Origin of the sequence: Parvularcula bermudensis HTCC2503 (assembly GCF_000152825.2) — a bacterium.
Classification (GTDB): domain Bacteria; phylum Pseudomonadota; class Alphaproteobacteria; order Caulobacterales; family Parvularculaceae; genus Parvularcula; species Parvularcula bermudensis.
In genome coordinates this window covers 796,105-810,111 of record NC_014414.1, presented here as the reverse complement: position 1 = coordinate 810,111, position 14,007 = coordinate 796,105, and the positions used below count along the sequence as shown (strand labels likewise).

Genomic DNA, 14,007 nt, shown 5'->3' with positions numbered 1-14,007 from the left:
TCCTAATATTATGCCCTTTTCTTTGCCCTCGCGTCAATCCGGCAAGACAAGGCGCCTCCCCCACTCCTCATAAAAAAGGTTTGACGATGACCATGATCACAATAACCGCCAGCAGGGCAAAGGGCACTTCGTTGATGATCCGCCAGAACCGTTCCGACCGGGGCCGCTGCCCGCCCTCAAATGCCCTCTGACTGACACTGTAGAAGCCATGAAGGCCCGACATCGCCAGCACCGCGATGAATTTGATCGTGAACCAAACAGTGGCGGCAAGGGACGGCACGAGGGCAATCAGCGCCAGGCCGAAAAGCCAGGTGGCGATCATGGCCGGCGTCATGATGCCTTTCAGAAGGCGACGCTCCATCGTGACGAAAAACCCCTCTGCCTCTCCCCCAGCTTCGGCTTGGTGATGATAGACGAACAAACGAGGCAGATAGAGCATGGCCGCCATCCAGGCGACGACGCTCAGAATGTGGAGGACTTTGATCCACAGATAGAGGGACGAGGTCATAAGCCCCCGCTAGCGGCCGCGGACATGGTTGACCAGCGCCGCCACATTTTCAGGCGGTGTCTGCGGCACAAGCCCATGACCGACATTGAACACGAAAGGCCGTCCCTCAAAAGACGCTCTTAACTGATCGGCCGCTTTTAGCATCTCCGTCCCGCCCTTGACGATCAGCAGGGGATCAAGCCCCCCCTGCACGACGGCAAGGGGTGAGAGGGCCTCCGCCGCCCAATCCGCAGGCATACCGGTATCAATCGACACCGCCGCAATGTCGGGAAGGGCTGCAATCTTACGGTAGAGTGGGCCACTGCCGCGGGGAAAGCCAATGACAGGGATATCGGCATGTGCGCGCAACGCCGCCGCAATACGCGCCACCGGTGCCACGCAAAACTGATCGAACAGCGCCTCAGGCAGACCCCCGGCCCAGCTGTCGAAGAGTTGGATGACCTCAGCGCCGGCATCGACCTGCTTTTTCAGATAGTCGATGGTTGCGTCGGTCAGCACATCGATGATCGCCGCAAATCGCTCTCTGTCGTCATAAACGACCGCTCTCAATCCGGCGGGATCTTTCACACTTCCCCCCGCCAGCATATAGGTTGCCACGGTCCAGGGCGCGCCAGCAAAGCCGATGAGCGCTTTTTCCTGAGGTAAGGCTGCCCGCACGCGGGAGACCGTTTCATAGATCGGCCCAAGACGGTCGTGAATATCGCGTTGCTCGAACAAAACTGCGGCATCGCCTTCGGCAAGGGCTGGCGCCAGACGCGGCCCCTCCCCCGGTTCAAACCACAGGTCCATCCCAAGGGCTTGCGGAACCAACAATATATCCGCGAAAAGAATGGCTGCATCGAGGTCGTACCGATCAATCGGCTGAAGCGTCACCCTGGCCGCCTTTTCAGGCGTATAACAAAGATCGAGGAACCCTCCGGCATTGGCCCTGAGGTCACGATATTCCGGAAGATAACGGCCTGCCTGGCGCATGAACCAGATGGGCGGAATCTCCTGAACCGTTCCTCGCAAAACCGATGTCAGTAAGGTCATCCTGCAGCTCCCCGTTCATAATTATGCGTAGAGTCTATTAAGGGATAGGGAGTCATAGGCATGGGGGATATGGGGAAAAGCGGGTTTCCCCCGCCTTTTTCGGCCCTCTTTTCAACATCTGAGAATTTTTCCCGTTCATCTTTTGTTAACCTTGACGGCCAGCCATACCAGGCGCTGCCGAAAGTCGTCACAGCAAGAGATTCCCGGTTTTCCAGAACATCGCAATCTCAGCGGTATTACCGGCCTCGTGCTGGCAAAAAAGGGGGGATGTGTTTATAGCGTCGCCCTCAATGGCGAGGGCGGACGTGTTATTCACTCATGGCCGATTGCGGCTTGACCAACGGAGCAGGGTATGACTGCGCGGCCTGACCCCGTCCTCCCCCACCCCACCACAACGTGGTTTCACGTCCACCTTGTCTCCGACTCCACCGGCGAAACCCTCAGCACGCTTCTGAAGTCGACATCGGCCCAGTTCGAAACCGCGCGACCACTGGAGCATGTAGCCGCCCTGGTGCGGAGTAATGCCCAATTGGATAAGGTTCTCACCCGGATCGAACAGGCGCCGGGCCTCGTCATGTACACGATCGTTGATCGTCAATTGCGACGCCGGCTCGAAGTGAAATGTGCTGAATTGCAGGTGCCGGCCATTCCGGTGCTCGACCCCCTCCTTAACGCATTCACAGACTATCTCGACCTCAAGCAGACCACGGAAACCGGCGCTCAACACCGTTTGGATGCCGATTATTTTCGGCGTATTGCGGCGATGGACTACACCCTCGCCCATGATGACGGCCAATCGACATGGGACCTTGATAATGCCGATGTCGTCCTGGTGGGGGTCAGTCGAACCTCGAAAACGCCGACCTGCATGTATCTCGCCCATCGCGGGGTAAAGGCGGCGAATATCCCGCTTGTGCCGACAAGCGATCCGCCGCCGGAATTGTTTACGCTGCGCAAGCCCTTGATCGTCGGGCTGACCGCCAGTCCCTTGCGATTGTCCCAGATCCGCAAGACCCGGCTCAATAATCTGACGGCTGAAGAATCGGCGGATGCCTATTACGAAGAGGATCGAGTGCGGGACGAGATCACCAAGGCAAAGCGCATGTTCGCCAAACAGGGATGGCCGATCATCGACGTGACGCGACGGTCCGTCGAAGAAACCGCGGCCAAGGTTCTTACCCTCTTGTCTGCCCGCCGCGGGGGCGATGTAACACAAGGATGACCGACCTTATCCTTGCGTCCAAAAGTGCCTCCCGCCAAGCGATCCTTCGGGGCGCCGGTATCCCGTTCATTGCTCAGCCCAGCGATGTCGATGAGGGGGCGATCAAGTCGCGTGAACGGGCGGCAGGGCAAAGCCCGGGGGAGATTGCGCTGATCCTCGCCGAAGCTAAGGCGTTGGCCCTGTCCGTGCCGGAACAAAAGATCGTCATCGGCTGCGATCAGGTGCTCGAATTTGAAGGGCATTTATACGATAAACCGGTGGATATGCCGGAGGCGAAGGCCCGCCTATTAAGGATGGCCGGTCACACCCATTATCTGCGCAGTGGTTTGGTGGTCGCGCAGGGGGGGGGCATCATCTGGCGGTACCGCGATGTCGCCCGGCTCACCATGCGCCCCGTGACCGTGGCGGGGGTGGAGGCCTATCTCGACTGTGTCGGTCCGCGTATCCTCAACACCGTTGGCGGCTATGAATTAGAGGCCGAAGGCGTCCGTCTATTTGACAGTGTCGAGGGGGATTACTTCACCATCCTGGGGCTGTCGCTCTTTCCTCTGATGGCCTTTCTGAGAGAGCGGGAGATCCTGCCATGGTGACGCTGCGGGCCGCGGTCATCGGCCATCCGATCCAGCAAAGTCTGTCGCCGCGTCTTCATCGACGGTGGATCGCCAATTATGGGATCGAGGCAACGTTCGAGGCTGTGGATGGCCAGTCCCCTGAGGGGTTTCGGGCATGGGTTGCCGGTATGGCCGATCATGACTTTGTCGGCTGTTCGGTGACGATCCCCTTCAAGGGAGAGGCCCTGGCCATTGCCGATCGACGGAGTGAGGCGGCGATGGCCATCGGGGCTGCGAACCTTCTTGTCCGGACGCCGACGGGCTTGCTTGCGGATAACACCGATGGGGTTGGGTTTGCCGCCGCCGCTGCGGCACTGCCGCTTGGGACAAGCCGGCAATGTGCCCGCGTGATCGGCGCGGGAGGGGCGGCGCCCGCTATAGTATGGGCGCTCAAGAGCCTCGGCTATAAGCGGGTGGAGATCACAAATAGATCCCCGGAGAAGGCCCGACTTATTGCAGATCGGTTCGATATAGAAATAATCGATTGGGCAGCGCGCTCCTCGCTGGAGGCGGTCGATCTTCTGGTGAATAGCACGGCTGCGGGCATGAAGGGGCAACCGCCCCTCGATATCGAGGTCGACAGTCTGCCCAAAACAGCCACGGTCATCGACATCGTGACCACGCCGGCGAGAACCCCCTTGTTACGCGCGGCAGAGGCGCGAGGCCTACCCGTCGCCAATGGGCTCTCAATGCTGGTTCATCAGGCCATCCCGGCCTTCGCCGCATGGTTCGGACCCCGACCTGACGATGCCGAAGAGGCGCTGGCCTATCTCGAAGAGAGGACGGGCGCGTGAAACGGATCGGCCTGACCGGGGGGATCGGCATGGGGAAGAGCACCACCGCCGATATGTTTAAGGCCGCGGGTCTTCCTGTCTGGGATGCCGATGCGGCAGTGCACCGGCTCTATGCCCCAGGCGGTGCGGCGGTGGACCCGGTGCTTGAGGCCTTTCCGGAGGCCGGATCATCGGCAACGGGTGTCGATCGCCAGCGTCTGTCCCAATTTGTCCTCGGCGATCGCGAGAAGCTTGCGCAGCTTGAGGCGATTGTTCACCCGCTTGTCGCGATGGACCGCCAGCGCTTTGCTGACCGTGCCGAGGCCGAAGGTCACGAGGCCGTCGTCTTCGATATCCCCTTACTGTTCGAGAATGGCGTTCAAGACGCGTTCGACATGGTCGTGGTGTGCTCAGCGCCGGAGGAGGTCCGGCGGACGCGGGTCCTGGCGCGCCCCGGCATGACCGTGGAAAAATATGAGAGCATCGTTGCGCGTCAAACGCCGGAGGCCGAAAAGCGCGCCCTCGCGGAGGTGATTGTCCCAACGGGGGAGGGGCTCGACGCGGCACGGGCGGTGGTCGACACGATCGTGTCCCGCCTGCGCGCCCGCGCGGCTGACGAATCACGGTAACACCCCTTATGCGTCAGATTGTATTCGATACCGAAACGACCGGATTAGATCCGCTTGACGGCCACCGGGTCGTCGAAATCGGGGCTGTGGAAATGGTGAATGGGGCGCTGACCGGGCGCACATTCCACGTCTATGTGAACCCCGAACGGGATATGCCGGAGGCCGCCTATCGCGTTCATAAATTGTCATCGCAATTTCTGGCCGACAAGCCGATTTTCAAAGACCCCGCGATTGGGCAGGCTTTCTATCAATTTTGCGAAGGCGCCGTTCTGGTCGCGCATAATGCCAGCTTTGACTGCAAATTCATGCAGCATCATTTGGACGAGATCGGCCTTCCATGGGCATGGGGCGAACCCGGCGATATCGTCGATACGTTGCAAATCGCGCGGAAACGCTTTCCCGGTTCGCCATCCTCCCTCGATGCGCTGTGTCAACGCTTCGGCATCGATCTGACCGAACGCGAAGCGCAAGGACACGGCGCGCTGCTCGATTCGCGCTTATTGGCCGAGGTCTATATCGAACTGACCGGCGGTCGGCAGGGCGGGCTGATCTTCGACCCCGATCAATCCGTTGGGGGACGACGCAAAGCTAGGGGGGAGCCCGCCCGTCAGCGTCCAGGACCCCGTCCCCAATTGCTCACCGACGAGGAACATGCGGCCCATGCCGCCCTTATCGGCGAGATGAAGGACCCGCTCTGGGCGCGCTATACGGCTGACGCTGTTACGGATCGGTCGCGGGGGGGGTGACCCGGTCGAGGCGCGCCCGGATCTCGCCTTCGGTTACCGTCGCGCCGGTGTCGGGCAAAAGCGCTAGCGCTTGACGCCAGCTCTCCTCGGCCTCTCCCCATTCATTCCTGGCGGCCTGAATCTGACCTGCCCAATAAAGCGTATCTGGATCATTCGGCATGAGCTGGAGGGATCGGGCGATGAGCTGCGCGGCGGCTGACGTCTCACCGCGATCCATCTGTTGCCGGGCAAGGCCCCGCCAAATCGCCGCGGAAAGGACGGGATGGGAGGGAAGGGCCCGGTCGATCCTCTCCACGAGCTGTGGCGAAGAGGGGGCCTTCAATAGCTCGCCCACGGGCGTTTCAAGCACAAATCTTAAGGCTTCGCTGCGTCGTTCCTGGGCCATGAGAAGATTGGCGAGACCGATACGGATAGCTTGGGAATTCTCGAAAGCGGCGAGCCCGTTTCGCCATGTCGTCTCCGCAGCGCCGGTTCGGCCCAATTGAGATTGTAAAGTTGCTGTTTCGATCACGAAATAGGGGAGGGATGGAAAAGCACTCCGCCCCGCCTGGAGGACGCTGAGTTGCCGCTCGGACTTCCCCGTGCGTCCATAAATCTCTGCCAGTTCGCGATAAAGGTAAGGGCGTGACACCCCCTCCGCGCGCCATGCCTCAAGCAAGGCGGTGAGGCGGTCTGATTGACCGCTTCGCTTGAGGGCCTCGATCCGCAATTGACGCGCCGGATCATGGGTATCGACCTCGATCAGCGCCTCGGTCAGTCGCCGGGCGGCGGAAAGCTTCCCCTCTTCCATGGCAAGGCTCGCCAGGAACCTCAACGCGCCGGGGGCGGCGGGATTGAGCCGCCGGACCCGCGCCGCCAACGCTTTGGCTTGGGCGAAATCTCCGCTTCGGCGGTACGCTTCGGCCGCCGCCAGGGTAAGGTCGATGCGGGAGGGAAACCGTCGGGCCATGCGATGGAGAAGCGCGGCTGCCTGATCGGCGTCCCCCGCGGCGAGGGCTTCGGCGACAAGATATTCGACCGCGATGGTGGCCTCCGCCGACCGATCCACAATACGGCGGAGGGCCGCGCGTTTCTCGGCATCGGCCCCTTCCGCGGCGAGGATGCGCAAGGCGGCAAGGTCCGGGCTGTCCCCCCGCACAGCGGCGAGGGCGGTCACCGCCGCTTGGGTCTGTCCCCGAGCCAACGCCAATTGGATATCGAGGACCGAGCGCTCGGCGGCCGCGGTGCCGGGCAGCCGCTGGAGATACTCCTCCGCCTCGGTATAGCGTCCGGCCCCAAGCGCCTCCCGTGCGGCAGCGGTGAGCAAGGCGGCGGAGGGGGCCCGGACTTCCTTGACGGCGACGGCACATTGACCCGCTTGGCGGCAGAGAAGCTGGGCCCTGGCATTGAGACTATCCATCGATCCGCCGCGGAGAAATGATCGGGCTCGGGCAAGATCACCGCGGGCAAGGGCCAATTCCGCCCGTTTGAGGGACGCGGCGTTGGGATCGATCAACAAGGGCTCAACCGCCGCCAGCAGGCGATCGGCGCGGTCGGGATCTCGACCTTGCCATATTAGGCTATCGGCCAGGGCCAGGCCGAGGCTCGCATTTTCCGGGTCTGACTGACGAAGCTGTGTGAGGATTTCCTGCGCTGTGCCTTCCGACCCGCCCTTGAGGGCAACCCCAAGTCGTCCCACCGGATCGTCGGGCCCCAAAAGGTCCGCAGCAGGAGAGGCGCGGGGGTCATTCCCGGTCAAGGCGAGCACCAGGGCCACTCGCCGGGCGGCATCGGCCGATTGCGGGGCCAGGGCTAGGCTGGCTTCCGCCGGGGCCAGGGCCGCGAACGGGGTACCGCCGGCAATGAGCGTATCCGCAAGGCGGGATTGCAGGACGATATCGGTGGGGGAGACGGCCACCAATTTCTCCAAAAGGGGGATCGTTCTGCCCGTCGGGGCGTCCTCGATATCGGCCACCTCAAGCGCACCGCGCAACGCCCCCTCATGCTTGGTATCGGCGCGAAGGGCGTTATCGAATTGGATGCGGGCACGGAACGTATCGCCTTCTTGGAGATACGCATTGCCGAGCTCTGTGAACTTCTCCGCCCGCTCCGCTGCGTTCTCGCATGCGGAGAGAAGACCGAGGACACAGCCCAAGAGGCACAGAAGTCCGATCGCCCGTGACCTGTCTCCCATCAACTGAAATCGATGGCGCGACCGGCTTTTTCCCAGTCACCGTACCGGGTGGGATTGGTGTCCCGCGCCGCGCCGCCCACTTCTCGGGCCTGATCTTCACGGGCGATCGCGTCTCGGCGATCTCTCGCTTCCCGAAGCGCCGTGATCTCCGTTTCGGACAGCCGGCGGCCGTTGACGATCAGGGGAATGCCATCATCGGTCGTTGGGACCGGGGCTTGTCCTTGGTCGGGGGCGTCGTCTTTTCCGGCATTGTCGGTCACTGGCGGTGCTCCCAAGCGCTTCCTATTTCTGAGGGGTATTTAGGTGAAAAGGGCACAGACTTCCATGAATGCGACGTTGCGCACCTTCATGCTGATTGCGGCGATTACCGCGCTTTTCGGCCTGATCGGCCTTCTGATTGGCGGACCAAAAGGCATGGTCATTGCGCTTGGTTTTGCCGCCGTGATGAATTTCTTTAGTTATTGGAACGCGGATAAGATCGTCCTGCGCATGTACAAAGCCGAGGAGGTGTCCCCGGATACCCCCAATCCTCGACTTCGGCGTTATGCCGAGGGGGTGATCGGATTGGCGGGCAGGGCCGGTATGCCGCCGCCAAAGGTCTATGTCATCGACAACGCTCAGCCAAACGCCTTTGCGACCGGACGAAACCCCGAAAATGCCGCCGTGGCCGCCACCAGCGGCCTTCTCAATCTTCTGACCGAAGAAGAAGTGCTTGGGGTCATGGCGCACGAGCTGGCGCATGTCCGAAACCGCGATACCCTGACCATGACGATTACGGCGACATTGGCAGGGGCCATTACAGCCCTGGCGAATTTCGCGTTCTTCTTCTCCGGCAATCGTCAAAATGCGGGCGGCGCACTCCAGACCTTGGCGATCATGATCCTGGCCCCCTTGGCGGCGAGCTTGGTTCAAATGGCGATCAGCCGGACAAGGGAATATGAGGCCGACAAGATCGGCGCTGAGATCTGCGGCAATCCGCTATGGCTGGCGTCGGCCCTGGCGAAAATTTCCAATGGTGTTGCGCGAATCCCAAATGCCACGGCGGAACGAAACCCGGCATCGGGGCAGATGATGATCATCAATCCCTTGAACGGCCAGGGGGCGGACAATCTCTTTTCCACGCACCCGGCAACGCAAAACCGCATCGATCGGCTGGTGGCGATGAACGGGGGCGGATCTCCTGCCTCCCCAGGACCATGGGGCGGCGAGGTCGCCAAAGCCGAGGGGGGCGTGCGCGGGCCCTGGGGCTAATCCCCAACAGAGGGAGCTTCCCGCGCTTGCACGTAAGCGCGGGGCTTACATCTCCTTGTCTGGCTCCGGGGACGCGCCATCCGGTGCAGCAGCGCTGTCGCCCTCATCGGTTGTGGGGCTGGGCGCGGACCCATTGGTTGTGCTTTTGGCGGCGGTTTTCTTGGTGGCTTTCTTCGTCGCCTTTTTTGCCGCTTTTTTCGTGGCGGTTTTCTTTGTCGCGGTCTTGGTGGCCGCGCGCTTCATCGTCGCACTGGACTGAGGGCCTGTGCTGACCGCGGGCTCTTCCCCCCCTTGCGCGGGAAGGTCGTCGGGCTCATCCGCCGCCTCGGTTAAATCTCTTGTGCTGGCTTGCGCCGGGTCGGAGGTCGTCAGCCCCGCCTCAAACCCGCCGCCCGTCACGGCTTGTCCCTTGAGATGATCATCGATCGACAGGATGGCGATCAGGACCTCCGATGCCACGCGCAACACCAGAACCGTGAGAATGAATTTGAACGGGACGAGAAGAAGCAGTCCGATATCGAGATCGAACACATGATTTGCGGTTTCATAGAGGGTGATGACCACGACGTAGAAGAGGGCGACGTAGTATAGAACCCTGACCAATCCTCGCCCGAGATGATCTTCGAAGCTGAGGAAGCGGCCGATCAAATCGGACATGCGGGTCTCCTTTGGGTGCGGGTGGCAGGAACGAGCATCAGGCTAGCGAACCCCGTTCGCGGACGGTCCGCAAGGCCCCGGTGTGTCAAGGTCAGCGCAAAATGACGCGCCCAGCGGTCGTCCGATCTCAGTGGGCTTGTTCCCAGCTGGCCCCTTGTCCCGCCTCGACGACGAGGGGAACGCTGAGGGAGAGGGCCGGGCCGGCCGCCCCTTCCATCACGTCCTTGAGAACGGCGGCGGTTTCGTCCGCCTGATCGGCCGGGCATTCCACGACCAATTCGTCATGAACCTGGAGCAGCATCTTGGCGGAGAGGCGATGCGCGGCCAACGCCGCGGGCACGCGAATCATGGCGCGTTTCACGATGTCAGCGGCGGACCCTTGGATGGGGGCGTTAATCGCCTGACGCTCGGCGCCCATGCGGATATTGGGCTGCTTGGCCTTGATATTGGGGGTGTGGGAGCGACGACCAAAGAGCGTTTCGACATAGCCATGGACCCGCGCGCCTTCGATCGTCTCGTCCATATAGGCTTTGATCCCCGGAAACCGCTCGAAATATCGTTTGATGAAGAGGCTGGCCTCATCCCGGCCAATTCCCAGATTTCGAGCCAGGCCAAAGGCTGAAATCCCATAGATGATGCCGAAATTGATCGCCTTAGCTTGCCGCCTGATACTGGGATCCATCCCCTCAAGCGGGACGCCGAACACCTCCGCCGCCGTCATGGCATGGATGTCGAGGCCCTGGTGGAAGGCCTCGATCAGGGGACCGATCTCAGCGATATGCGCCAACAGGCGAAGCTCGATCTGGCTATAATCGGCCGAGATCAGAACATTTCCATCCTCGGGAATGAAGGCCTCCCGAATTTTGCGACCATCCTCAGTCCGTATCGGGATGTTTTGTAAATTCGGATCGTTCGAGGACAACCGCCCTGTCGTCGTTGAGGCGAGAGAGAATGAGGTGTGGACGCGGCCGGTTTTGGGATGAATGCTCTCCGACAGGGCATCCGTATACGTCCCTTTTAACTTTGCCAATCCCCTGTGGGAGAGGATTTCTTGGGCGATTTCGGCCCCATCGGCGGCGAGTGTTTCAAGGGTATCGGCGGCCGTTGACCAGGCGCCGGTCTTGGTTTTCTTGCCACCGGGCAGTCCCAGCTTGCCGAACAAGATATCGCCGATTTGCTTGGGGCTGGCGAGATTAAAGCGCTCACCGGCAATGTCGTGGACGGCGGCCTCATGGGCGGCCATGCGCTGGGCGAACTCCCCCGACAAGGCGGACAAGCGGTCACGGTCCACCTTGATGCCAGCACGCTCCATATCGGTGATGACCGAGACAAGCGGGCGATCCATGGTTTCGTAGACGGTGTAGACCTGGCTCTCAATCGCGCGTGATTTCAGGATGGTATGGAGCCTGAGGGTGACATCCGCATCTTCCGCCGCGTAGATATAGGCGTCCTTTATAGGCACATCCCCGAACGTCTTTTGTTTCTTCCCGGTGCCCACAATTTCTTTATACGGAATGGGCTCATGACCAAGGTGACGCTTGGACAGCTCATCCATGCCGTGCAAACTGGCGAAACCGCAATCGGCGGCGTAGCTCAGCAGCATTGTATCGTCATACCCGACGACATCGATATCTCGCTCACGAAGGATCAACAAATCGTATTTGAGGTTCTGACCGACCTTCAGGATCGAGGGGTCGAGGAGAACGGGCTTGAGGATGTCAAGCGCGGTCGCCTCACTCATTTGTTGAGAGTGTTCAGGATCGTCGAGGGAGAGATCTGTCTGCCCGTGGCCGACAGGCACATAGTACGCCTTACCCGGAACGATCGAGAAGGAAATGCCGCATAAATTCGCCTTCATCCCTTCGAGGTTATCCGTCTCCGTATCGATCGCAATGATGCCATGTTCCTCCGCCTCCGCCATTAGCGCGCGAAGGATCTTGGGGTCGAAGATGATCTCATAGCCATTCTGGTCGATGGGAACCGCCGCAGGCGACGCCTCGGTCGTGGGGACCTCAAGTCCCCCCGCCTCGCGTATGCGTTTCGGCAGCGTATTGAACTCCATCTCGTCTTCGAGGAAGCGGACGAGCGCTGCGTGATCGAAGGGGGACAAGCCCAGATCTTCGGGCGCCTCTTCTACCGGGACATGCCGGTCAAGCGTCACCAATTGGCGGGAGAGGAGGGCATCCTCCCGGTGCGCGATCAGCATCTCTCGGCGCTTTTTCTGTTTGATCTCGTCTGCCCGGTCGAGAAGCGCGTCGAGCGACCCGTAATCCTCCAGCAATTGCGCCGCGGTCTTTGGGCCAATTCCCGGGACGCCCGGGACATTATCGGTGGAATCTCCCATCAGCGCTTGCATATCGATCATCCGCTCCGGCCCGGCGCCGAATTTTTCGATCACGGCTTGTCGATCGATAATGCGGTTCTTCATGGGATCGAACATGACCGTCCGATCCGTGATCAATTGCATCAAGTCCTTATCCGATGAGACGATAACGGTCTCCGCGCCTTTTTCCTCGGCCAGTCGAGCGTGTGTGGCGATGATATCGTCGGCTTCGTAGCCTGCCATTTCGAGGCATGGCAGACCGAAGGCGCGGGTGGCGTCCCGGACGAGGGGGAATTGAGGGACGAGATCTTCGGGCGGGGCCGATCGGTTGGCCTTGTACTCATCGTAAAGCGCGTTGCGAAAAGACTCGCCTGAATGGTCGAAGACAACGGCGAAATGGGTGGGTTGGCCGATTTCCTCCTGCGCCGCGTCGTGGGCATCACTGACCAACTTCCAGAGCATGTTGCAGAAGCCGAATACAGCGCTGGTCGGCGTTCCGTCTTTCTTTTGAAACCGCTCAGAGCCGCCGGCATGGCGGTCGAGGACATGGAACGCGCGGAAAATATAGGCGGAGCCGTCGACAAGATAGAGACGGCTGTCCGGCCCGAGGGGAAGGGTCTGTGCCATCAAGACCGCTTAAGCGAGGAAGGACGCGGGGCAAAGCGTGCCGCGCCGCTTCTTTCGCAAATTCTGCTCGCTGCCTGTTACGCGCTGATCGCCCGAAGCGGCGCCGCCTCGGCAAGGAATTTCCGCTCTTCAGCCTCATCAAAGCGCTCGCGAATGAAGGCGGCAAGGCGCGGTTGGATCACTTCGCGCCATTTCGAGCCGCTGAACACCCCGTAGTGACCAGCGCCCTCCTGAACATAATCCTGCTTGTCGCTGGCACTCAGGGACGTGCATAGATCGTGGGCGGCCTGGGTTTGGCCGATACCCGAAATATCGTCGAGTTCACCCTCGATGGTCAAAAGGCCGGTTTTCGTGATCTTGGAACAATCGACCTTGTCGCCCCGATGGAAGAACAGGCCCCGGGGAAGAAGATATTCCTGAAAAACGTCGCGTATCGTCTGAAGGTAGAATTCAGCCGTCATATCGCAGACGGAGAAATATTCGTCGTAGAATTTTTCATGCTTGGCGACGGAGGCGTTGTCTCCTTGCATGATATTTTCGAAGTAATCCCAGAAGGCGGAACTGTGACGTTCGGCATTCATCGACATGAAGCTGTAGAGCTGGAGAAACCCTGGATAGACGCGCCGCGAGACCCCCGCATTCGGCGCGGGGACGGTTTGGATCATATTCTGTTCAAACCACTCAAAGGCGCGTTGCTCCGCCAAGAGATTGGTGACCGTCGGGCTGCGCCGCGCATCGATGGGACTGCCCATAATCGACATTGAGCGAGGGGTCGCAGGATCGTCCGCGGCGGCCATCACGGCCGTTGCCGCAAGGAGCGGCGGGCCGGGCTGACATACGGCAATCGTATGGGCGCCGGGGCCGATCGCTTGGAGAAACTCGATCAGATAGTCGATGTAGTCATTGAGATTGAAGCGGCCGAAAAAGACCGGGACCGTGCGCGCATCCACCCAATCGGTGATGAAGACCTCGTGGTCGGGCAGCATCGCCGCCACCGTCCCCCGGAGCAGGGTGGCATAATGGCCGGACATTGGTGCCACGATTAACACACGCGGGTCGGGACCCGATCGTCCTGCGGTGCGGCGGGCATCGGGATCGCGAACGAAACGACGAAGGCTGCCAAAGGGCTTTTCCATGACCGTCTCGATCTTCACGGGAACCGCGTGGCCATCGATATAGGTTTCGGGCAGCTGCCAATCCGGTTTGCCATATCGCCGGGTCAGGCTGTCAAAAACCTTGAGGCTGGCGAGACCGGGCCGGGCCGCAATCGAGGGCGCATCCTCCGGCAACAGGGACTCAAGCGTCTGTGCAACGGTTCGCGCGGCGGCGTTATAGGGGGCGAGGAGCTGATGACCGAGTTCGTAGGCGGTGTAGAGCATGATGGTGTGACCTGCTGACCAAAATGGTGCGTTGCAGTAGAGTGTAGCGCCATTTGGTTGATGAAACAGCCGTCCC

13 protein-coding genes are annotated in these 14,007 nt (G+C 60.8%); 6 read left to right on the top strand and 7 right to left on the bottom strand.

Going from position 1 to position 14,007, the window contains the following annotated elements; all coding sequences use genetic code 11:
- Nucleotides 1-67 precede the first annotated feature (67 nt).
- On the bottom strand, nucleotides 68-508 hold the full coding sequence (hemJ, locus tag PB2503_RS03930; protein ID WP_013299928.1) for a protoporphyrinogen oxidase HemJ: 441 nt from the start codon (nucleotides 506-508) through the stop codon (nucleotides 68-70).
- Between the two features lie 9 nt (nucleotides 509-517).
- Entirely contained in the window at nucleotides 518-1,540 is a 1,023-nt protein-coding gene (gene hemE / locus PB2503_RS03925; protein WP_013299927.1) for a uroporphyrinogen decarboxylase, read from the bottom strand.
- A gap of 352 nt (nucleotides 1,541-1,892) precedes the next feature.
- On the opposite strand from hemE, the gene PB2503_RS03920 reads away from it, so the two are divergent.
- The 5 genes from PB2503_RS03920 to dnaQ are packed head-to-tail and all read left to right on the top strand — an operon-like array spanning nucleotide 1,893 to nucleotide 5,521.
- Nucleotides 1,893-2,762 carry a pyruvate, water dikinase regulatory protein gene (locus tag PB2503_RS03920; RefSeq protein WP_013299926.1) on the top strand — a complete coding sequence of 290 codons (870 nt, stop codon included), beginning with the start codon at nucleotides 1,893-1,895 and terminating at the stop codon, nucleotides 2,760-2,762.
- Complete coding sequence (locus tag PB2503_RS03915) at nucleotides 2,759-3,352, top strand: Maf family protein (RefSeq protein WP_013299925.1); 594 nt, start codon at nucleotides 2,759-2,761, stop codon at nucleotides 3,350-3,352. Before PB2503_RS03920 ends, PB2503_RS03915 begins: the two co-directional genes overlap by 4 nt.
- The gene (locus tag PB2503_RS03910; protein WP_013299924.1) at nucleotides 3,346-4,167 is read left to right on the top strand and encodes a shikimate dehydrogenase family protein; all 822 of its coding nucleotides are present in this window, start codon (nucleotides 3,346-3,348) and stop codon (nucleotides 4,165-4,167) included. Before PB2503_RS03915 ends, PB2503_RS03910 begins: the two co-directional genes overlap by 7 nt.
- Entirely contained in the window at nucleotides 4,164-4,775 is a 612-nt protein-coding gene (gene coaE, locus PB2503_RS03905) for a dephospho-CoA kinase (RefSeq protein ID WP_013299923.1), read from the top strand. The genes PB2503_RS03910 and coaE overlap by 4 nt, the downstream gene beginning before the upstream one ends.
- A gap of 8 nt (nucleotides 4,776-4,783) precedes the next feature.
- On the top strand, nucleotides 4,784-5,521 hold the full coding sequence (gene dnaQ / locus PB2503_RS03900; protein WP_013299922.1) for a DNA polymerase III subunit epsilon: 738 nt from the start codon (nucleotides 4,784-4,786) through the stop codon (nucleotides 5,519-5,521).
- Here dnaQ and PB2503_RS03895 read toward each other — a convergent pair.
- The gene (locus tag PB2503_RS03895; protein ID WP_013299921.1) at nucleotides 5,496-7,694 is read right to left on the bottom strand and encodes a tetratricopeptide repeat protein; all 2,199 of its coding nucleotides are present in this window, start codon (nucleotides 7,692-7,694) and stop codon (nucleotides 5,496-5,498) included. The genes dnaQ and PB2503_RS03895 overlap by 26 nt on opposite strands.
- Nucleotides 7,694-7,954 (bottom strand): DUF1674 domain-containing protein, encoded by a 261-nt coding sequence (locus PB2503_RS03890; RefSeq protein WP_013299920.1) that lies wholly within the window; start codon nucleotides 7,952-7,954, stop codon nucleotides 7,694-7,696. Before PB2503_RS03890 ends, PB2503_RS03895 begins: the two co-directional genes overlap by 1 nt.
- A gap of 64 nt (nucleotides 7,955-8,018) precedes the next feature.
- On the opposite strand from PB2503_RS03890, the gene htpX reads away from it, so the two are divergent.
- Nucleotides 8,019-8,945 (top strand): zinc metalloprotease HtpX, encoded by a 927-nt coding sequence (gene htpX / locus PB2503_RS03885; RefSeq protein ID WP_013299919.1) that lies wholly within the window; start codon nucleotides 8,019-8,021, stop codon nucleotides 8,943-8,945.
- 45 nt (nucleotides 8,946-8,990) lie between these two features.
- Here the strand turns inward: htpX and PB2503_RS13780 are convergent, their stop codons facing one another.
- From PB2503_RS13780 to PB2503_RS03870, 3 genes are all read right to left on the bottom strand, one after another.
- Entirely contained in the window at nucleotides 8,991-9,602 is a 612-nt protein-coding gene (locus PB2503_RS13780) for a DUF4282 domain-containing protein (protein WP_013299918.1), read from the bottom strand.
- A 127-nt stretch (nucleotides 9,603-9,729) separates the two neighbouring features.
- Nucleotides 9,730-12,552 (bottom strand): DNA polymerase I, encoded by a 2,823-nt coding sequence (gene polA, locus PB2503_RS03875; RefSeq protein ID WP_013299917.1) that lies wholly within the window; start codon nucleotides 12,550-12,552, stop codon nucleotides 9,730-9,732.
- Nucleotides 12,553-12,629: 77 nt separating this feature from the next.
- Entirely contained in the window at nucleotides 12,630-13,931 is a 1,302-nt protein-coding gene (locus PB2503_RS03870; RefSeq protein WP_013299916.1) for a polyhydroxyalkanoate depolymerase, read from the bottom strand.
- Nucleotides 13,932-14,007 lie beyond the last annotated feature (76 nt).